This is a genomic window from Xenorhabdus griffiniae (assembly GCF_015163655.1).
In the GTDB taxonomy this organism is placed as follows: domain Bacteria; phylum Pseudomonadota; class Gammaproteobacteria; order Enterobacterales; family Enterobacteriaceae; genus Xenorhabdus; species Xenorhabdus griffiniae.
Genome location: NZ_JADEUF010000076.1, coordinates 1 through 19,802, shown reverse-complemented (window position 1 = coordinate 19,802; position 19,802 = coordinate 1). Strand labels below are relative to the sequence as shown.

Genomic DNA, 19,802 nt, shown 5'->3' with positions numbered 1-19,802 from the left:
ACACCAAATAACAACGATATAGATGATAATGAGGAACATTATATAAGTTATGATACGATATTATTTGATACTAATGGTCAATTACTTAAAAATACTCCCATCAATATTTATTCTGAAATTAATGAGGATATAGAAAGAAAAATCATAATTACTTCCGAGCCTGATGGAGTAGGTCAAAAATACCAAATTATCAAACCAACGAAATATGAGGGGAAAACTCAATTAATTATTAATAGTGATAAAGATGGGAAAGTCAATTTCCGTGTTTATCCTGTTATGGATACACCTGTTATTATAGATTTAATTAGTCAAGTCGAAGGAGTTGCTGAATATCATTCTGGTAACATATATATGATTTCTGTTGTCCCGCCTAATCGTGATAACTCACTTAATCCGCCAGATGTTCCTGAACTAGAAGGAGATTCATTAGAAGGCGATGGACGTCAATTATTTGAAGCAGAGATTGATTCTTATCCTAATGCATCCAGGACCGATAATATTTTATTTTTCAACAAAAAAAAGAAAGATGGTTCTTTTGATTCAGAAGGATTAATATTTCCTGTCAAAAAGATTTCCGATGTTTTGGGGGATATGGATTCAGAAGATTATAATTATACATTTTTGATGCGAAGAGATATTTTCCCATATGGGAAAGATTCAATGCTTTATTATATAATAGCACCAAGTTTTGGTAATAGCATGTATTCAGATGTTAGAGGTGTTACATATATAGGTGGTGAGCTCACCAGGCCTAATGAGAATGTCAAAAGAATATATAATATGCCGATGATTTTCTCAAGTTTTGCTGATATAAAGCAAGATCCTAAACTTGAACATTCAGATGATGAAGAAAAGCCAAATAATGAGGATATCATTCAAAGAGATGTATCTAATTATGCTGTAAGTGGGTGTCAGTTATATGTGAAATTTTTGTGTACTAATGATGAAAATGATCTCTCTTATCCTCTTTGGGGAAAAGAAATATATTTAAGAATGTATGTTGAATCAGCGAATCAGAATTTTAATAAGATATTTCCAGTTGTTGCTCCTCATATTCCAGATAAACCAGGAGGGAAATTATCGACGGTCATTGTTAAAATTGATTCACCAGAACTTAATGATGTGAAAGGATATGTGACTGGTGGGGCCGGAAAGATTTGCTTTGAATATTATATCATTGATCCAGTGACTCATGAAAAGATACATAGTAATTATTGGGAAAATGAAATCATAACAACTGCTTAATATTTGCAATTGTAATTTAGGCTGTTTCTATATTAAAAACATTTAGCATAATAAATAGCGTTTCAAAATGATAGGAGTATTCTTTACCCCGCGTGGGGTAAAGAACGCCAACATCTAATACTCTCAGTATTATGAAAACCTATTTATATAGATACAGCCTTTTATTAATTATTGCAATTTAAGGCATATATACCAATCTAACTTCAAAATGCGTGTGTTTTCTCCCCGCGAAACGCGGAAAAAATCAGGTTTCATATCGTGTTGTCAATTGCAACTTGAAGTTTAATGCGTATATTTCCACAGAGCTATTTTAACACCTACTCTGTGTGCTAGTATGTTGGGCGAGTTAGGGCAAATGTACAGGATACATTTCGAAAATGTGACCTTAAATCTGTACACATCTTGCGGAGTGAAGCAAGGATTTGTTCCTAACGTATTGATTAATAATAAATTTTGTTTAATACAAGTGATCTTTCGTGTGGGTCACCACTGTACATAAGGATTTTAAATGCCTGTAATTACTCTTCCTGACGGTAGTCAACGTCAATTTGAGCATGCTGTTTCCGTAATGGATGTGGCTCGTGATATCGGTGCTGGTTTGGCAAAAGCGTGTATTGCTGGCCGTGTTAATGGAGAATTGGTTGATGCTTGCGAATTAATCGAGACCGATTCCAATCTTGCCATTATCACCAGTAAGAATGAAGAAGGTTTGGAAATTATCCGTCATTCATGTGCACATTTGTTGGGCCATGCAATCAAGCAGTTGTGGCCCGATACGAAAATGGCTATCGGTCCTGTTATTGACAATGGTTTCTACTATGACGTCGATTTAGATCGCTCTTTGACACAGGAAGATATCGAGCTGCTTGAGAAACGCATGCTGGAACTTGCGAAAAAAGACTACGATGTCATCAAGAAAAGGGTTGGCTGGCAAGAAGCGCGTGACACATTTGCAGCTCGCGGTGAAGAGTATAAGATCCAGATTCTGGACGAAAACATTAGTCGTGATGATAGCCCAGGTCTGTATCACCATGAAGAATACGTTGATATGTGCCGTGGGCCGCATGTTCCTAACATGCGTTTCTGTCATCACTTTAAATTGCAAAAAGTTGCAGGGGCATACTGGCGCGGCAATAGTGACAACAAAATGTTGCAGCGTATTTATGGTACTGCATGGGCGGATAAGAAACAGCTTAATGCCTATTTACAGCGTCTGGAAGAAGCCGCAAAACGCGATCACCGTAAAATTGGTAAGCAGCTTGACCTGTATCATATGCAAGAAGAAGCACCAGGCATGGCGTTTTGGCATAATGACGGCTGGACAATTTTCCGTGAATTAGAAACTTTCGTCCGCACAAAACTCAAAGAGTACCAATATCAGGAAGTAAAAGGCCCATTCATGATGGACCGTATTCTGTGGGAAAAAACCGGGCACTGGGAAAACTATAAAGAAAATATGTTCACAACTTCATCGGAAAACCGCGAATATTGCGTAAAACCGATGAACTGCCCAGGCCATGTTCAGATTTTCAACCAAGGATTGAAATCTTACCGTGACTTGCCGTTGCGTATGGCTGAATTTGGTAGCTGTCATCGTAACGAACCATCTGGCGCTTTACATGGTTTGATGCGTGTACGTGGTTTTACTCAAGATGATGCACATATTTTCTGTACTGAAGATCAGATCCTTCAGGAAGTCAGTAGCTGTATCAATATGATTTATGATGTGTACGGCACATTTGGCTTTGAGAAGATTGTTGTTAAATTATCAACACGTCCGGAAAAACGTATTGGTACGGAAAAACAGTGGGATGAAGCAGAAGCGGATCTTGCTCAAGCATTAACCCGAAATGGTATTGAATTTGAGTACCAGCCGGGTGAAGGGGCATTTTATGGCCCTAAAATTGAATTTACTCTATATGATTGTTTGGATCGTGCGTGGCAATGTGGTACTGTGCAACTCGATTTTTCACTGCCAGCACGCTTGAGCGCGTCATATGTAGGGGAAAATAACGAACGTAAGGTTCCTGTCATGATTCACCGTGCAGTTCTGGGATCGCTGGAACGGTTCATCGGTATCCTGACAGAAGAGTATGCTGGGTTTTTCCCAACATGGTTGGCACCTCAGCAGGTCGTCGTTATGAATATTACTGATGGCCAGTCAGATTATGTACAGGAATTGGTTAAAAAACTTCAAGATGCAGGCATTCGTGCAAAAGCAGACTTGAGAAACGAGAAGATTGGTTTTAAAATCCGTGAACACACTCTGCGTCGTGTGCCTTATATGCTTGTATGTGGTGACAAAGAAGTCGAATCAGGAAAAGTATCCGTTCGTACTCGCCGCGGCAAAGATTTAGGTAGCATTGAGGTCAGTGAGTTTACAGAAAAACTGCTGACAGAAATACGCAGTCGCAATCTTCACCAATTGGAGGAATAAGGTATTAAAGGCGGAAAAAGAATTCAACCGGCGCGTCCAAATCGCATTAATGAAGAGATTCGCGCCTCTGAAGTTCGTTTAACTGGATTAGATGGCGAACAGATTGGTATTGTCAGTCTGAGAGAAGCTCTCGAAAAAGCTGAGGAAGCTGGTGTTGATTTAGTTGAAATCAGTCCAAATGCCGAACCGCCGGTTTGTCGTATTATGGATTACGGCAAGTTCCTCTATGAAAAGAGTAAATCAGTCAAAGAACAGAAAAAGAAACAAAAGGTTATTCAGGTTAAGGAAATTAAATTCCGTCCTGGTACAGATGAAGGCGACTATCAGGTCAAACTACGCAACCTGATTCGTTTTCTGGAAGATGGCGATAAAGCCAAAATCACCCTGCGTTTCCGTGGGCGTGAAATGGCGCACCAACAGATTGGTCTCGAAATGCTTAACCGCATCCGTGACGATCTGAGTGAACTGGCTGTGGTCGAATCCTTCCCAACGAAGGTTGAAGGCCGCCAGATGATCATGGTGCTCGCTCCTAAGAAGAAATAGTCAGGCAAACAAGTAATGGGCTCCAGTTAATCTGGCTGGAGTCTATTCGCCTGACTAGTTCGTTGTAATTAACAATGCGAAGTGGAAATTAAAATGCCAAAGATTAAAACAGTACGCGGCGCAGCTAAACGCTTCAAAAAAACCGCAAGCGGCGGTTTCAAGCGTAAGCACGCTAACCTTCGTCACATTCTGACTAAAAAATCAACTAAACGTAAACGTCATTTACGTCCAAAAGGCATGGTCTCCAAAGGTGATCTGGGCCTGGTTGTTGCTTGTCTGCCATACGCATAAGCAATTTTTTAGATTAGAACTCAGAGACGATAGGAGAAGTATATGGCTCGCGTAAAACGTGGTGTTATTGCCCGTGCACGTCACAAAAAAATTCTGAAACAAGCGAAAGGTTACTACGGTGCTCGTTCGCGCGTTTACCGTGTTGCTTTCCAGGCTGTTATCAAAGCTGGTCAGTACGCTTACCGTGACCGCCGTCAGCGTAAACGTCAATTCCGTCAACTGTGGATTGCACGTATCAACGCTGCTGCACGTCAGAACGGCATGTCTTACAGCCGTTTCATCAACGGCCTGAAAAAGGCTTCGATTGAAATCGACCGTAAGATTCTGGCTGACATCGCTGTATTCGACAAAGTAGCATTCGCTGCTTTGGTTGAAAAAGCGAAGGGCGCTCTGGCATAAGTCAGGTTAAAAGAGGGAGCTTGCTCCCTCTTTTACTTTTTTCTAAAAGATTAGATACTATCTGCGATCAGTAAATGCAAGAAGGACACAGGAGAAAGAACGTAAATGATAAAGTCAGCCTTTTTTCGTTTCTTTTTTTACTTTAGCACCTGAAATCAGGGGGCTTCGCGCGTAAGAAAAGAAACGAAAAATAGCGCTTGAGCCTCCAGTGTGGAGGCTTTTTTATTTTTATGGCCTCATTAGTCGATAACATTGAGGACATAGTCGATAACAACTAAAGGGCCATCAGGCCGAAGGAAGAGGAAAACGATGTCACATCTTACTGAGCTGGTTGCAAAGGCAAAAACAGCCGTGGAAGAAGCCCAGGATGTTGCCGCGTTGGATTTGGTGCGAGTTGAATACCTGGGAAAAAAAGGCCATTTAACCCTCCAGATGTCATCGCTGCGTGACTTACCAGCCGAAGAACGTCCAGCGGCAGGGGCTGTTATTAATCAGGCGAAACAAGAAGTTCAAGAAGCTTTGAATGCGCGTAAGGCAAAGCTGGAAGCTGATATTCTGAATGCGCGTTTGGCAGCAGAAAAAATTGATGTTTCGTTGCCTGGTCGTCGTATGGAAAATGGTGGCTTGCACCCTGTTACCCGCACGATTGAACGTATTGAAACTTTCTTTGGCGAGTTGGGCTTTTCTGTTGAATCAGGCCCGGAAATCGAAGATGACTATCATAATTTTGATGCTCTGAACATTCCTGCACACCATCCTGCGCGTGCTGATCACGATACTTTCTGGTTTGATGCGACGCGTTTGTTGCGTACCCAGACTTCTGGGGTACAGATCCGCACCATGAAAGAGCGTCAGCCGCCAATCCGCATCATTGCACCTGGTCGTGTATACCGTAACGATTATGATCAGACTCATACTCCAATGTTCCATCAGGTAGAAGGGCTGATCGTTGATAAAAATATCAGCTTTACCAACCTGAAAGGCACACTGCATGACTTTTTGAATAACTTCTTTGAAGAAGATATGCAGATACGTTTCCGTCCTTCTTATTTTCCATTTACAGAACCTTCCGCAGAAGTTGATGTGATGGGCAAAAATGGGAAATGGTTAGAAGTTTTGGGTTGCGGTATGGTGCATCCTAACGTATTACGCAATGTTGGTATTGATCCTGAAATCTATTCTGGTTTTGCCTTTGGCATGGGAATGGAGCGTCTGACCATGCTGCGTTATGGTGTTACAGACTTGCGTGCATTCTTCGAAAATGATTTACGTTTCCTCAAACAATTTAAATAAGGCGGGTATATCTCATGAAATTCAGTGAACTCTGGTTACGCGAGTGGGCAAACCCAGCCATTAATAGTGAAGCATTGTCTGATCAAATCACCATGGCGGGTTTGGAAGTTGATGGTGTTGAAAAAGTGGCAGGTCAATTCCACGGTGTATTTGTTGGTGAAGTTGTTGAGTGTGGACAACATCCAAATGCAGATAAGTTGCGTGTCACAAAAGTTAATGTTGGCGGCGAACGCCTGTTAGATATTGTCTGTGGTGCACCTAATTGCCGACAAGGGCTTCGTGTCGCTGTTGCTACAGTTGGTGCCGTGCTGCCAGGTGATTTCAAAATTAAGCCAGCGAAATTGCGTGGCGAGCCGTCAGAAGGCATGTTGTGTTCATTTGCTGAATTAGGTATTGCAGACGATCATGATGGCATTATTGAACTGCCAGCAGATGCTCCGATTGGTGTTGATCTGCGTGATTACATGAAGTTGGACGATAATGCGATTGAAATCAGCATTACACCAAACCGTGCTGACTGCCTGAGTATCATGGGGGTTGCTCGTGATGTTGCAGTTATCAATAAATTGTCCATGGCAGAGCCAAGAATCGAAGCGGTTAAACCAACTACAGATGCCACATTCCCTATTCGTGTTGAGGCTCCTGAAGCCTGTCCGCGCTATTTGGGACGTGTGATCAAGAATGTGAACGTCAAAGCAATCACTCCATTGTGGATGCGCGAAAAACTGCGTCGTGGTGGTGTTCGTTCCATTGATCCGGTTGTTGATATTACCAACTATGTTTTGCTCGAATTGGGCCAACCATTGCACGCGTTCGATTTGGAACGTTTGAATGGTTCAATTATTGTGCGTTTTGCTGAGCAAGGTGAAAAACTTACTCTGCTAGATGGTAGTGAAACCGAACTTTCTGCTGAAACACTCATTATTTCTGATGAAAAACAACCGGTTGCTATGGCGGGGATTTTTGGCGGGGAATATTCTGGTGTTAATGCAGAAACGCAGCATATTATGCTAGAATGTGCGTTCTTTGCACCACTGGCAATTACTGGCCGTGCTCGTCGTTATGGTTTGCACACCGATGCTTCTCACCGTTTTGAACGTGGTGTTGATTCTCAGCTTCAGCATAAAGCGATGGAATATGCCACTCAATTGTTGATCGACATTTGTGGTGGCGAAGCCGGTGAAATCGTTGATGTTACTAGCGAATCTCACTTACCAAAACCAGCGACGATTACGCTTAATCGCAATAAATTGGATCGCTTGATTGGTCATCATGTTGCTGATGAACAAGTCACAGATATCCTGACGCGTTTAGGTTGCCAGGTCACGGTCCAGGATGGAAGTTGGCAGGCTGTTGCACCTAGCTGGCGTTTTGATATGCAAATTGAGGAAGATCTCGTTGAAGAGGTCGCTCGTATTTACGGTTATAACAACATTCCTGACGTTCCAGTGCGCGCAGATCTGATTATGACTTCACATCGTGAAGCTGATTTGCCATTGAAACGGGTTAAAACAATGTTGGTGGACAGAGGTTATCAAGAAGCGATTACTTATAGCTTCGTAGATCCTAAGATTCAGAAATATCTTCACCCGCAGGAAGAAGCGTTAATTTTGCCTAATCCAATTTCGGCGGATATGTCTGCAATGCGTTTGTCCTTGTTGACAGGATTATTGACTACTGTTGCCTATAACCAGAACCGTCAGCAAAACCGTGTCCGTTTATTCGAAACAGGATTGCGTTTTGTACCGGATGAAAATGCGGAGCATGGGATCCGTCAGGAATTAATGCTCGGTGGCGTTATTGCAGGAAACCGTTTCGAAGAGCACTGGTCGATTGAAAAACAAGCGGTTGATTTCTTTGATTTGAAGGGTGATTTAGAATCTGTTTTAGAACTGACAGGTAAACTATCTAACATTTCCTTTAAGGCAGAAGAACATCCTGCTTTACATCCTGGACAAAGCGCTGGGATTTATCTGGAAAATAATTACATTGGTTATATCGGTGTTGTTCATCCAGAACTGGAGCGTAAACTTGACTTAAACGGCCGTACCGTGGTATTCGAGTTATTATGGACTGGTCTGGTAGACCGCGTAATCCCTGAGATGAAGGAAGTTTCTCGCTTCCCATCTAACCGCCGCGATATCGCCATTGTTGTGCCTGAAAATGTAGCCGCAGAAGATGTTCTGGCTGAATGTAAGAAAGTTGGCGTAAATCATATAGTTGGCATAAACTTATTTGACGTGTATTGTGGTAAAGGTGTCGCGGAAGGCTACAAGAGCCTTGCTATTAGCTTAATCTTGCAGGATACCATGCGTACACTGGAAGAAGAAGAAATTGCTGCGACCGTCAACAAATGCGTTGCTGCACTAGAACAGCGATTCCAAGCATCCTTGAGGGACTGAACTTATGGCGCTTACTAAAGCTGAAATGTCAGAAAATCTGTTTGAGAAACTGGGTATTAGCAAGCGTGACGCTAAAGATCTGGTAGAAATGTTCTTTGAAGAAGTTCGTCGTTCTTTGGAGAATGGGGAGCAAGTGAAATTATCTGGATTTGGCAACTTTGATTTGCGAGACAAAAATCAACGTCCAGGCCGTAATCCAAAAACAGGTGAAGATATTCCGATTACGGCTCGCCGTGTTGTCACTTTTCGCCCTGGTCAAAAATTGAAAAACAGAGTGGAAAAAGCGTTACCCAAAGAATAAATACATAAAAAGGCCGCATTTTGCGGTCTTTTTCTTTTCTTTTCATTGCCTTCAATGAAAGGAGCATTTATTTTCTAAATGGCCTCACACATGCGCTCTGTTTACGAGTTGATCACCTATCAGAGAAAACGTAACCATCGAGTGATGGTGGTTTTGTCTGTTTTATTCGTTATTCTGTTTATCTTGTCATTATGTGCCGGTGAAATCTGGTTTTGGCCTGATCAATGGTTATCAGAGCCTGCTCAGTTGTTTGTTTGGCAGTTGAGATTGCCCCGAGTGATTGCCGTGATAGTGGTTGGTGCGAGCTTAGCCCTGTCAGGAGCCATTATGCAGGCCTTGTTCGAAAACCCATTGGCGGAGCCGGGATTGCTTGGGATCAGTAATGGTGCTGGTGTTGTAGTGGTATGTTTAATCCTTATTTTTCATGGTATTGCGCCATTGTGGTTATTAAGTGTTGGTGCGGTATTCGGGGCATTTTTTATGACCGCTATTTTGCTGGGATTTTCCAGAAAACATCAAGTGACCAATACCCGCCTGTTATTGATTGGCGTTGCTTTCGGAGTGATCTTTGGCGCCTTGATGACATGGATGGTTTATTTCAGTACCAGTTTAGATCTCCGGCAATTGATGTATTGGATGATGGGAAGTTTCAGTGGCGTTGATTGGCGCCAAAAATGGTTGATGGTTGCATTGTTTCCCGCTGTCTTATGGTTAAGCAGTAAGGGTAACATTCTGAATTACCTCTCTCTTGGGGAATTACAGGCTCGGCAACTGGGTGTGTCTCACCATAAATGGCGTAATGTTTTTGTATCGATAATCGGGTTATTAGTTGGTTTGAGTGTTGCTCTTGCGGGAGCTATCAGTTTTATCGGTTTGGTTATTCCCCATATCTTGAGGTTAACGGGTTTGACTGATCATAAGGCGCTACTTCCAGCCAGTGCATTGGCTGGAAGTGGTGGTTTACTGTTGGCAGATTTAGTTTCCCGTCTGTCATTATCCCATGCAGAAGTGCCAATAGGCGTTGTCACCGTAACTTTAGGCTCCCCCATTTTTATATGGTTGTTATTAAGAACACGTCACTATTAAGAAATATCGCACTTGCCTGTTAATGCAAGATAAGGAAATGAGGGTAATAACATGATTGGTCAGCCGATTTTGCAACTGGATAATGTTACTGTTAACAACAGATTGAGTTCATTGTCTGGGGCTGTTGCGGCAGGGAAACAAACTCATCTGGTGGGGCTCAATGGTTCAGGGAAAAGCACTCTGCTTGCAGCAATTGCAGGCGTGTTATCCTATAGCGGCACTATTTGTTTGCATGGCCGAAACTTGCAGGATTACCGCCAGCACGAATTGGCAAAGCACCGTGCCTGGTTCTCCCAGGCTTCTTCTGTTCCTATCATGCCGGTTTTTCAGTATTTAGATATGTTCCGCCCTGAATGTGCGCCATTGGCTCACAGTGAACAAGTGTTGTATGAACTGTGCCAGCAAATGAAACTCCTGCCATTGCTGACTTCGTCAATTGGTCAACTCTCCGGCGGAGAGTGGCAACGTGTCAGATTGGCGGGCACGTTTTTTCAGATATGGCCGGAGCTAAACCCTGCTGGGAGTTTACTCTTACTTGATGAGCCAACAAATAATCTTGATATCACCCAACAAGCCATTTTAGATAAGTTAATAAAAAGATTTTGTGTGTTGGGAGGAACGGTATTATTGAGTAGCCATGATCTTAACCACACATATGAACAAGCAACAGAAGTATGGCTGCTCTCGCATGGCAAATTGTTAGCATCAGGTATGCCACAGAATGTAATGACAGAACGAAATTTGTCAGAAGTTTTTGAGGTAAATATTGGACATATTAGAAATGCCAGCTATAAATTATGGAGGGTCAGCCACGTGTAATTCCTGTAAGCGAAATCCACCATAATCATCGCTTGTTATCTGTTTTTGGTGTTCGGTTGACCACAATTTGTTTTTCGTTGATGTTTCGTTAAAAAATCATCATCTAGAATCGATTAATTATAAAACAATTTGGGATAGACAAGGCACAAGGCGATTATGGATAATTTTTTGCCATTTTCTCGTCCTGCAATTGGCAGCGAAGAGATAGAAGCGATAGAGAAAGTTTTACACTCAGGTTGGATTACTACAGGCCCACAAAACCATCAGTTAGAGCAAGATTTTTCTCATATGTTTGGCTGCAAACATGCAATTGCTCTATATTCCGCGACTGCGGGGATGCATTTGGCTTTGTTGGCTCTCGGCATAGGCCCAGGTGATGAAGTCATTACGCCTTCCCAAACCTGGGTTTCCACGATCAATATGATTTGCTTGCTGGGCGCTGAACCTGTCATGGTGGATGTTGACCGTGATACATTAATGGTCAGCGCAGAAACAGTCAAAAAAGCGATTACCTCCAAAACCAAAGCAATTATTCCCGTCCATTATGCAGGAGCTCCTTGTGATCTTGATGCTCTCCGCGCTGTAGCCCAAGAAGCGAAAATTCCTCTGATTGAAGATGCAGCTCATGCTGTCGGCACTCGTTATAAAAATGAATGGATTGGTGAGCGGGGTAGCGCCATTTTTTCTTTTCATGCGATAAAAAACATGACCTGTGCCGAAGGTGGCATGTTCGTTACAGATGATGATGAGCTTGCCCAACGGATCCGCTGTTTAAAATTTCATGGCTTAGCTGTTGATGCTTTTGATAGACAAATTCAGGGCAGGAAACCTCAAGCGGAAGTGATTGAACCGGGTTTTAAATACAACCTATCAGATATTCATGCGGCGATGGCAGTTGTGCAACTAGGCAAACTGGCATCAATGAATGAACGCCGTCGGGAATTGGTGGCTCGTTATTCTGCCGCTCTTATTGATTCGCCGTTGCAAATGCTGAAAGTTCCCGAATATGCGCATTTGCATTCCCATCATCTTTTTATGGTAAGAGTTGATAAAAATATCTGTGGTATTGACCGCGATACTTTTATGGTCCGCCTAAAGGATAGGAATATTGGCACGGGTTTGCACTTCAGAGCTGCGCATACACAAAAATATTATCGTGAGCGTTATCCACAACTCTCCCTGCCTGTATCTGAGTGGAATTCGTCAACACTGTGTTCATTACCTCTTTTTCCCGATATGAGCAATGACGATGTAGATCGTGTCGTGAATGTAATAACTGAAATTCTTTCGGAGCATAAGTAAGTGACATTTGAGAAGATCAAAAAAGTTTCAGTCGTTATTCCTGTTTACAACGAAGAAGAAAGTTTACCCCAATTATTGGAAAGAACTCTCGCAGCGTGCCAAAAACTAGAACAGAAATACGAATTAATCTTGGTCGATGATGGCAGCCATGATAGTTCTGCCGAGATCTTAACTCAGGCGGCAGAATCTCCAGAAAATCATGTGATTGCGATTTTGCTTAACCGTAATTATGGACAACATTCAGCTATCATGGCTGGTTTCCATCAAGCTGACGGTGATCTGGTTATTACACTTGATGCTGATTTGCAAAACCCACCGGAAGAAATTCCCCGTTTAGTTAAAACAGCGGAAGAGGGATATGACGTTGTGGGAACACGTCGTATTCATCGGCAGGACTCTTGGTTCCGTAAAGCCGCTTCTAAAATAATCAATGCGATGATAACCAAGGCGACGGGGCGTTCGATGGGGGATTATGGTTGCATGCTGCGCGCCTATCGACGTCATATTGTCTGTGCGATGCTTCAATGCCATGAGCGCAGTACATTTATTCCTATCCTTGCCAACACCTTTGCACGCAGAACAATAGAAATTGACGTGGCCCATGCAGAGCGTGAGTTTGGGGACTCCAAGTACAGTTTTATGAAACTGATAAACCTGATGTATGACCTTCTGACGTGCTTAACTACTGCACCATTGCGGTTACTAAGCGTCGCGGGAAGTGTCATTGCCATAACAGGTTTTTTGTTGGCGGTGTTATTGATTGTTCTGCGCCTTATATTTGGTTCAATGTGGGCTGCTGAAGGGGTGTTTACCTTGTTTGCTATTCTTTTCATGTTCATTGGAGCACAGTTCGTCGCCATGGGACTGTTGGGTGAATACATTGGTCGAATATATAACGATGTACGTGCTCGTCCGCGCTATTTTATTCAAAAAGTGGTCGGAATTAAGAAGACTAACGATAATCAGGAAGAAAGCTAATGAAAGCAATTATTTTTGCCTATCACGATATTGGTTGTGTCGGACTTAATGCATTAGTCAAATTGGGTTTTGATGTTCAGGCTGTATTCACTCACACAGATGATCCAAATGAAAATCACTTTTTCTCTTCTGTTGCACGTATCGGTGCTGATTTGGGGTTACCTGTGTTTGCACCAGAAAATGTGAATCACCCGCTTTGGGTTGAACGCATTCGTGAGATGAAACCAGATGTTATTTTCTCTTTTTACTATCGCAACATGCTTAGCCAGGAAATTCTGTCACTGGCTGAAAAAGGCGCGTTTAACCTTCATGGCTCCTTGTTGCCGAAATATCGTGGCCGTGCTCCGGTTAACTGGGCTGTACTCCATGGCGAGGCTGAAACCGGTGTAACATTACATAAAATGCTGGAGAAGCCGGATGCGGGAGATATTATCGCACAACAGGTTGTACAGATTGGTGAAAATGATACTTCGCTGAGAATACATGAAAAAATACGTGAAGCGACAGTTGAATTATTGGATCGCATTCTGCCTCAAATAGAATCAGGCCATTATCCATCAATTCCACAAGATGAAAGCCAGGCCACTTATTTTGGCCGCCGTACCGCTGAAGATGGTGAGATAGTATGGAATAAGTCTGCCAAAGAGATTAATAACTTAGTCAGGGCGGTGACAGAACCCTACCCAGGAGCATTTACTTTTCTCGGTGAACGTAAGATGACGATTTGGCGTTCACGGCCACTGACTCAATCCCACGGAAAACGCCCAGGAACCGTAATCTCGACGGCTCCCTTTGTGATTGCTTGTGGTGATGGTGCGCTGGAAATTATTAGTGGCCAAGGGGAGTCAGGGCTTTATGTTCAAGGTAATCGATTAGCTCTTGAGATGGGTATTGTCGCAGGGGTTCATGTTGGCCCTAAAGCAACAACCCAAATCAGTCGTCGTAAACGCGTTCTCATTTTAGGCGTCAATGGATTCATTGGTAACCATCTGACTGAACGATTGTTGAGTGATGGCAATTATGACATTTATGGGATGGATATTGGTTCTTCTGCGATTGAACGATTTATTGGTGATCCACGCTTTCATTTTATTGAAGGAGATATCAGCATTCATACTGAATGGATTGAATATCACATCAAAAAATGTGATGTCATCCTGCCATTAGTGGCAATTGCGACGCCAATTGAATATACCCGTAATCCTTTGCGAGTCTTTGAACTGGATTTTGAAGAGAACCTTAAAATTGTTCGTTATTGTGTTAAATACAATAAACGGATTATTTTCCCATCCACATCCGAAGTTTACGGTATGTGTGATGATAAAGAATTTGATGAAGATACTTCGCGTTTGATTGTTGGACCTATTAATAAACAGCGTTGGATCTATTCAGTTTCAAAACAATTACTTGATCGAGTCATTTGGGCATATGGTACACAAGAAGGTCTGAAATTTACTTTATTCCGTCCATTTAACTGGATGGGGCCAAGGCTGGATAACCTACATTCAGCACGTATTGGTAGTTCAAGGGCTATTACCCAATTGATTTTGAACCTGGTGGAAGGCTCGCCAATTAAACTGGTGGATGGGGGAGAGCAAAAACGCTGTTTCACGGATATTCATGATGGTATTGAAGCACTGTACAGGATCATCGAAAACAGGGATGGGCGATGCGATAGTCAGATAATCAATATCGGTAATCCAACAAATGAAGCGAGCATTCGTCAGTTAGCCGAAATGTTATTAGATAGCTTTGAGCAACATGAGTTGCGGGGACACTTTCCCCCATTTGCTGGATTCAAGAAGATCGAAAGCAGCAGTTATTATGGACAAGGCTATCAGGATGTTGCACACCGCAAACCCAGCATTAAAAACGCAGCCCGTTTGCTCGATTGGAAACCCACTATTGATATGAAGCAAACCATTGATGAAACATTGGATTTCTTTCTGCGTGGGGCCGTTGAAGAATCCAAAGGGAAAAACTAAAAAGTCAGTTGGAAAACTGAGGACGAGAGCGGAAATAGCGTAATGAAAAAAGTTGGTTTGCGAATTGATGTGGACACTTATCGAGGCACTAAGGAAGGTGTGCCACGGTTGCTTGAAGTTTTACAAAAGCACCATATTCAAGCCAGTTTTTTCTTCAGTGTTGGCCCGGACAATATGGGGCGCCATTTATGGCGCCTGCTACGTCCAAAGTTTCTCTGGAAGATGCTGAGATCAAATGCGGTGTCTCTTTATGGCCTGGATATTTTATTGGCTGGTACAGCTTGGCCGGGAAAAAAAATCGCAAAAGATTTAGGGCATTTGATGAAGCAAACAATAGAAGCAGGTCATGAAGTTGGTTTACATGCATGGGATCATCAAGGTTGGCAGGCAAAAGTAGGTCGTTGGTCGGAGAAGGAATTAACAGAGCAAGTGAAATTGGGTGTTGATGCTTTGCAAAAAGCAACAGGAAAAGCTGTTACATGCTCAGCCGTTGCGGGTTGGCGAGCTGATGAACGTGTGCTGGCCGTTAAACAACATTTTGGTTTTGATTACAACAGTGATTGCCGCGGAACACATCCATTCAGGCCACTCTTGCCCGATGGACAAGTGGGAACTGTACAAATTCCTGTCACATTACCTACTTATGATGAAGTTGTTGGAACACACGTCAGCGATGCAGATTTTAATCATTTTATCCTTGCAGCGATTAAAAATGATCATGGGGTTCCTGTTTATACGATCCATACCGAAGTGGAAGGAATGTCAAAATCTGCACAATTTGAGACATTGCTGAACATGCTTCATCAACAAGATATTCAGTTCTGTAAATTAAGCCATTTATTACCAGAAAATAGGGATACGCTCCCTATTGGGAAAATTGTTCGTTCGGATTTTCTTGGTCGTGAAGGCTGGTTAGGTTGCCAACAAGAGGTATAACACAGATGTTGAACACCCGAACGAGTAAAGCAGGAGCCGTTCTGATGGCTCTTTTTTTTATTCTTACTTACTTATTGCCGCTGGATAGTCGTTTATTATGGCAGCCGGATGAAACTCGGTATGCAGAAATTAGTCGGGAAATGCTGCAACGCGGAGATTGGATCGTACCGTATTTTCTGGATATTCGCTATTTTGAAAAACCAGTAGCAGGATATTGGATCAACAACGTTAGCCAGTGGATTTTTGGTGATAATAATTTTGCGGTCCGTTTTGGTTCCGTGCTTAGTATCCTAATCAGCGCGTTTCTTCTTTATCGTTTAGCAATGATGATGTGGCAATGTCGCCAGACTGCTTTTGTTTCCAGCCTGATTTACATTTCCATGTTTATTGTTTTTTCCATTGGCTCCTACAGTGTGCTTGATCCTATGTTTTCTTTATGGATTACAGCGGGGATCGTGAGCTGTTATTGGGCGCTTAAGGCGGTGGCGATCCGAGAACGGATTTTGGCATGGTCTGTTCTGGGGCTGACCTGTGGGATGGCTTTTATGACAAAAGGCTTTCTGGCATTAGCGCTCCCCGTGATTGCCATGCTACCCATTACAATATATCAAAAGCGTTTTTGGGAAATGGTTCGTTTCGGTCCTCTTGCCGTGATATTTGCTGTTTTGATCAGCCTACCGTGGGTGATTGCGATTGCCGTGCGTGAGCCGGATTACTGGCATTATTTCTTTTGGGTAGAGCACATACAGCGTTTTGCTTCTGATAAAGCTCAGCATATTGCACCTATTTGGTATTACTTACCCGTATTGATCTTAGGCGTGATCCCGTGGCTAGGGTTACTACCGGGTGCTTTAATCAAAAGCTGGAAGGAGAAAAAAAGTCACCCAGAAATGTTTTTTTTGTTTTGCTGGTTTGTTGTTCCATTTGTGTTTTTTAGTATCGCAAAAGGAAAATTGCCAACTTACATTTTACCCTTTATCGGCCCTTTAGCTTTGATGATGGCAAAATATGCTGTCGATTGCGTCAAAAATGGCAGCATGAACGTGTTGAAAATAAATGGGTTGGTGAATATTTTCATCGGATTGCTTGCCATTTTGGTCCTTTTTATTCTGGAAACCTTAAAAGATCCCCCACTTTATCAACCCGACGAGTGGCTAAAATGGATTATGGGAATCATTGCCTTTGGCGTTTGGGGAGGCATTGGTTATCTTTGTTTTATTCGCGATGGTCAATATTGGTTATGGGCCGCCGCTTGTTCAATTATGCTCAACTTATCGATAGGTAGTGCTTTGCCTGATAAGACGATAAATTCCAAACTTCCCCAGCACTTCATTCAGCAAAACGAAAAAGAGTTGGCTGGCAGTAAATATATCTTGTCTCAATCTGTTGGCGTGGGGGCAGCGATTGCATGGGAATTGAAACGCAGTGATATTTACTTGTTTGATCGTCAGGGGGAATTAGAATATGGCCTTGCTTATCTTGATAGCCAATATCGATATATCACGGAGCAAGAATTTCCTGCGTGGCTAGCGAAAGCGCGTAAAAAAGGTCAAGTTGCGGTTGTTTTTCTATTACCCTCAGAAGGTGAGTTGTCTGAATTACCAGAGCCGGATTTTGTGCGCCGTAATCATAGATTTGTGCTTGTGATTTATAAGAAACAGCCATGAGCAGTAACATAATATTATTGATTTTGGTTAGTCTGCTTACTTGTGCGGGGCAATTGTGCCAGAAGCAAGCGGTTATTTGTTGGCAGAAAAAAAATAACCCGCATAAAGTGGTATCGATGGTGATATGGCTGTCCAGTGCTATTCTTCTGTTGGGTATAGGAATGATATTTTGGTTGCGATTATTGCAATTTTTTCCACTGAGCATCGCTTACCCTATGCTTAGTATAAATTTTGTCATAGTGACTTTGATTGGGCAATTTTTGTATCAAGAAAAGGTGGGATTAAAGCACTGGATGGGGGTTTTTGCCATTATGTTCGGGATCTTATTGATGAGTTTAAGTCAATGAAAGGTTATCTTTGGGGGATGGCGAGTGTCCTGCTTATCACTGTAGCGCAATTGTTATTGAAGTGGGGAGTGGCTCATTTACCGGAACTTTCGTTATCAATGCACTGGCTGGATATCAACTGGCTTTGGGCAAATCACAATCCTTTGCTGATGATTATGGCAGGATTGGCGGGCTATATATTATCTATGTTATGTTGGTTTTTCACATTGAAATATCTGCCATTGAATAAAGCGTACCCTATTATTAGCTTGAGTTATGCTTTTGTTTATTTAATGGTGGCTTTATTACCTTGGTTTAGTGAAACTGTCTCACTGTTAAAAACGTTGGGCGTTTTTTTCATCTTGTTGGGTGTTTGGTTAATCAGCAGACCGGAAACAAAATAGATAAAGTTTGTTGTTTCCATGGGTAATTGAGGAAAATTGATGATTGAGGGAAAGCAGATGGTAATAAGGATAAGGCATTTGTGCTTGTTATTGAGTTTTTTTCTTATTGGTTGCACCAATCCTGTTTCCAAGCCTAATTCGTCTCCGCTGAAGGCAGCTCTCTCTGATCCGATAATGGTCATTGCTCAGTTAAAAGATCAACTTGAACAATGGCAAAATACGCCGTATCGCTATGGTGGCATAGATAGGCATGGTATTGATTGTTCCGGCTTTGTGTACCGAACTTTTTCTGATCGCTTTAATATTCAGCTTCCTCGCACAACAAGTGAACAAACCCGAATAGGTACATGGATAAACAAAGATGACCTGATGCCAGGTGATCTGGTTTTTTTTAAAACCGGCAGTGGAAAGAGTGGGTTGCATGTGGGTATTTACGATACTAACCATGAATTCATTCATGCATCCACAAGTAAAGGGGTAATACGTTCTTCTCTTGATAATGTGTATTGGCGTCGTGTTTTTTGGCAAGCTCGCAGGATTTAATGTCTGTTATTTTCAGATCCGTATGATCCCGTATTTATTTTATTATTCACAGTACTTATATTCTTCACAATATAAAAATGTCTTTAATTCAGGCAGATATCCATTTTCACGGAATTTAGCGGGCGTAGTATTAAAATGTCTTTTAAATATTCGGGTAAATGTAGCTTGAGAGCTAAAACCATATTGAAGAGCAATGTCAAGAATGGGCAAATTGCCTTCACGCAAAGATCTGGCTGCTTCATGGAGGCGACGGCGGCGCACATATTGACCTAACGTACAGCCTTTCAACTCCTTAAAAATCCGTTGTAAATGCCATTTTGAATAACCACTTTTATGGGCTATCGCATCTATTTTAATACCTTCAGTTTGTTGAAGTTGGCTTTCTAACCATCTTACAATATCGTTGATAACATTTTCTAACATGTTTACCTTCCACATGGGTGGGGTTTTACTAAAAATATGCTGATAAATAATAAGTTACGTTATTATGTGAGCCATTTTAAGAATTTCTTTTTTATCGTATACGCAAAATGTGCGGTTTCAGGTTAGTAACTGTTACCTATGGTTTATTTTTTCTCTTATACCAATCGCCTTTCAAGATGCGTCTTATATCTCCCGCTACGCGGGGAGATATAAACAATCACATTGATTTGCAAGCGGCAACTTGAAGTTGGATTGGTATATAAAATAAACCAGCGCACCAGATGTTCATCAGATTTGAATGTAAGTGGTATTATACCAATCTCACTTCAAGATGATGGTTTTAAAATCTGGAAATTATCAGTCAGTCGAGTCGTCAATTCTTTTGCTTTTTCTGGCAAAGTGACATGAAAAAAGTGACGAAG

Annotated in this window: 20 protein-coding genes and 1 other annotated feature; of the genes, 19 read left to right on the top strand and 1 reads right to left on the bottom strand. The window is 42.1% G+C overall.

Annotated features, from left to right (window positions below; genetic code table 11):
- From IQ211_RS12615 to IQ211_RS12525, 19 genes are all read left to right on the top strand, one after another.
- The coding region (locus IQ211_RS12615) for a hypothetical protein (RefSeq protein WP_193836368.1) at positions 1–1,245 on the top strand (1,245 nt) is incomplete at its 5' end.
- A gap of 508 nt (positions 1,246–1,753) precedes the next feature.
- Entirely contained in the window at positions 1,754–3,682 is a 1,929-nt protein-coding gene (thrS, locus tag IQ211_RS12610) for a threonine--tRNA ligase (protein WP_189760065.1), read from the top strand.
- A 3-nt stretch (positions 3,683–3,685) separates the two neighbouring features.
- Positions 3,686–4,225: a translation initiation factor IF-3 gene (infC, locus tag IQ211_RS12605; RefSeq protein WP_189760077.1), complete on the top strand. Its 540-nt coding sequence runs from the start codon at positions 3,686–3,688 to the stop codon at positions 4,223–4,225.
- Between the two features lie 93 nt (positions 4,226–4,318).
- Entirely contained in the window at positions 4,319–4,516 is a 198-nt protein-coding gene (rpmI, locus tag IQ211_RS12600; RefSeq protein ID WP_006118955.1) for a 50S ribosomal protein L35, read from the top strand.
- 42 nt (positions 4,517–4,558) lie between these two features.
- Entirely contained in the window at positions 4,559–4,915 is a 357-nt protein-coding gene (gene rplT, locus IQ211_RS12595; RefSeq protein ID WP_010847342.1) for a 50S ribosomal protein L20, read from the top strand.
- A gap of 102 nt (positions 4,916–5,017) precedes the next feature.
- Positions 5,018–5,142, top strand: a sequence feature (Phe leader region).
- Entirely contained in the window at positions 5,021–5,068 is a 48-nt protein-coding gene (gene pheM, locus IQ211_RS20160; RefSeq protein ID WP_189760078.1) for a pheST operon leader peptide PheM, read from the top strand. It overlaps the preceding feature by 48 nt.
- Before the next feature lie 82 nt (positions 5,143–5,224).
- Entirely contained in the window at positions 5,225–6,208 is a 984-nt protein-coding gene (gene pheS / locus IQ211_RS12585; RefSeq protein ID WP_189760066.1) for a phenylalanine--tRNA ligase subunit alpha, read from the top strand.
- A gap of 14 nt (positions 6,209–6,222) precedes the next feature.
- Positions 6,223–8,610: a phenylalanine--tRNA ligase subunit beta gene (gene pheT / locus IQ211_RS12580; protein ID WP_189760067.1), complete on the top strand. Its 2,388-nt coding sequence runs from the start codon at positions 6,223–6,225 to the stop codon at positions 8,608–8,610.
- A gap of 4 nt (positions 8,611–8,614) precedes the next feature.
- A complete protein-coding gene (ihfA, locus tag IQ211_RS12575; protein WP_038233943.1) occupies positions 8,615–8,911 on the top strand; it encodes an integration host factor subunit alpha in 297 nt (98 codons plus the stop codon).
- Positions 8,912–9,001: 90 nt separating this feature from the next.
- Positions 9,002–9,997 carry a vitamin B12 ABC transporter permease BtuC gene (gene btuC / locus IQ211_RS12570; RefSeq protein WP_189760079.1) on the top strand — a complete coding sequence of 332 codons (996 nt, stop codon included), beginning with the start codon at positions 9,002–9,004 and terminating at the stop codon, positions 9,995–9,997.
- 51 nt (positions 9,998–10,048) lie between these two features.
- Complete coding sequence (btuD, locus tag IQ211_RS12565) at positions 10,049–10,816, top strand: vitamin B12 ABC transporter ATP-binding protein BtuD (protein ID WP_189760068.1); 768 nt, start codon at positions 10,049–10,051, stop codon at positions 10,814–10,816.
- Between the two features lie 156 nt (positions 10,817–10,972).
- Positions 10,973–12,118 (top strand): UDP-4-amino-4-deoxy-L-arabinose aminotransferase, encoded by a 1,146-nt coding sequence (gene arnB, locus IQ211_RS12560; protein ID WP_189760069.1) that lies wholly within the window; start codon positions 10,973–10,975, stop codon positions 12,116–12,118.
- On the top strand, positions 12,119–13,096 hold the full coding sequence (gene arnC, locus IQ211_RS12555; protein WP_189760070.1) for an undecaprenyl-phosphate 4-deoxy-4-formamido-L-arabinose transferase: 978 nt from the start codon (positions 12,119–12,121) through the stop codon (positions 13,094–13,096). It abuts the gene before it with no gap.
- Positions 13,096–15,081: a bifunctional UDP-4-amino-4-deoxy-L-arabinose formyltransferase/UDP-glucuronic acid oxidase ArnA gene (gene arnA / locus IQ211_RS12550; RefSeq protein ID WP_189760071.1), complete on the top strand. Its 1,986-nt coding sequence runs from the start codon at positions 13,096–13,098 to the stop codon at positions 15,079–15,081. Before arnC ends, arnA begins: the two co-directional genes overlap by 1 nt.
- A gap of 42 nt (positions 15,082–15,123) precedes the next feature.
- Positions 15,124–16,017 carry a 4-deoxy-4-formamido-L-arabinose-phosphoundecaprenol deformylase gene (arnD, locus tag IQ211_RS12545; RefSeq protein ID WP_189760072.1) on the top strand — a complete coding sequence of 298 codons (894 nt, stop codon included), beginning with the start codon at positions 15,124–15,126 and terminating at the stop codon, positions 16,015–16,017.
- 5 nt (positions 16,018–16,022) lie between these two features.
- Complete coding sequence (gene arnT / locus IQ211_RS12540) at positions 16,023–17,684, top strand: lipid IV(A) 4-amino-4-deoxy-L-arabinosyltransferase (protein WP_189760073.1); 1,662 nt, start codon at positions 16,023–16,025, stop codon at positions 17,682–17,684.
- Positions 17,681–18,031, top strand: a complete 351-nt coding sequence (arnE, locus tag IQ211_RS12535; RefSeq protein ID WP_189760074.1) for a 4-amino-4-deoxy-L-arabinose-phosphoundecaprenol flippase subunit ArnE — start codon at positions 17,681–17,683, stop codon at positions 18,029–18,031. Before arnT ends, arnE begins: the two co-directional genes overlap by 4 nt.
- The gene (gene arnF, locus IQ211_RS12530) at positions 18,028–18,414 is read left to right on the top strand and encodes a 4-amino-4-deoxy-L-arabinose-phosphoundecaprenol flippase subunit ArnF (protein WP_189760075.1); all 387 of its coding nucleotides are present in this window, start codon (positions 18,028–18,030) and stop codon (positions 18,412–18,414) included. Before arnE ends, arnF begins: the two co-directional genes overlap by 4 nt.
- 57 nt (positions 18,415–18,471) lie before the next feature.
- Positions 18,472–18,957 (top strand): C40 family peptidase, encoded by a 486-nt coding sequence (locus IQ211_RS12525; RefSeq protein WP_189760080.1) that lies wholly within the window; start codon positions 18,472–18,474, stop codon positions 18,955–18,957.
- Positions 18,958–18,999: 42 nt separating this feature from the next.
- Here IQ211_RS12525 and IQ211_RS12520 read toward each other — a convergent pair whose 3' ends face one another.
- The gene (locus IQ211_RS12520; protein ID WP_189760076.1) at positions 19,000–19,380 is read right to left on the bottom strand and encodes a helix-turn-helix domain-containing protein; all 381 of its coding nucleotides are present in this window, start codon (positions 19,378–19,380) and stop codon (positions 19,000–19,002) included.
- Positions 19,381–19,802: the final 422 nt, after the last annotated feature.

Coding starts and splice junctions, on each gene's coding strand:
- thrS (WP_189760065.1), top strand. CDS start 1,754: ATGCCTGTAATTACTCTTCCTGACGGTAGTCAACGTCAATTTGAGCAT.
- rpmI (WP_006118955.1), top strand. CDS start 4,319: ATGCCAAAGATTAAAACAGTACGCGGCGCAGCTAAACGCTTCAAAAAA.
- rplT (WP_010847342.1), top strand. CDS start 4,559: ATGGCTCGCGTAAAACGTGGTGTTATTGCCCGTGCACGTCACAAAAAA.
- pheS (WP_189760066.1), top strand. CDS start 5,225: ATGTCACATCTTACTGAGCTGGTTGCAAAGGCAAAAACAGCCGTGGAA.
- pheT (WP_189760067.1), top strand. CDS start 6,223: ATGAAATTCAGTGAACTCTGGTTACGCGAGTGGGCAAACCCAGCCATT.
- ihfA (WP_038233943.1), top strand. CDS start 8,615: ATGGCGCTTACTAAAGCTGAAATGTCAGAAAATCTGTTTGAGAAACTG.
- btuC (WP_189760079.1), top strand. CDS start 9,002: ATGCGCTCTGTTTACGAGTTGATCACCTATCAGAGAAAACGTAACCAT.
- btuD (WP_189760068.1), top strand. CDS start 10,049: ATGATTGGTCAGCCGATTTTGCAACTGGATAATGTTACTGTTAACAAC.
- arnB (WP_189760069.1), top strand. CDS start 10,973: ATGGATAATTTTTTGCCATTTTCTCGTCCTGCAATTGGCAGCGAAGAG.
- arnA (WP_189760071.1), top strand. CDS start 13,096: ATGAAAGCAATTATTTTTGCCTATCACGATATTGGTTGTGTCGGACTT.
- arnD (WP_189760072.1), top strand. CDS start 15,124: ATGAAAAAAGTTGGTTTGCGAATTGATGTGGACACTTATCGAGGCACT.
- arnT (WP_189760073.1), top strand. CDS start 16,023: ATGTTGAACACCCGAACGAGTAAAGCAGGAGCCGTTCTGATGGCTCTT.
- arnE (WP_189760074.1), top strand. CDS start 17,681: ATGAGCAGTAACATAATATTATTGATTTTGGTTAGTCTGCTTACTTGT.
- arnF (WP_189760075.1), top strand. CDS start 18,028: ATGAAAGGTTATCTTTGGGGGATGGCGAGTGTCCTGCTTATCACTGTA.
- IQ211_RS12525 (WP_189760080.1), top strand. CDS start 18,472: ATGGTAATAAGGATAAGGCATTTGTGCTTGTTATTGAGTTTTTTTCTT.
- IQ211_RS12520 (WP_189760076.1), bottom strand. CDS start 19,380: ATGTTAGAAAATGTTATCAACGATATTGTAAGATGGTTAGAAAGCCAA.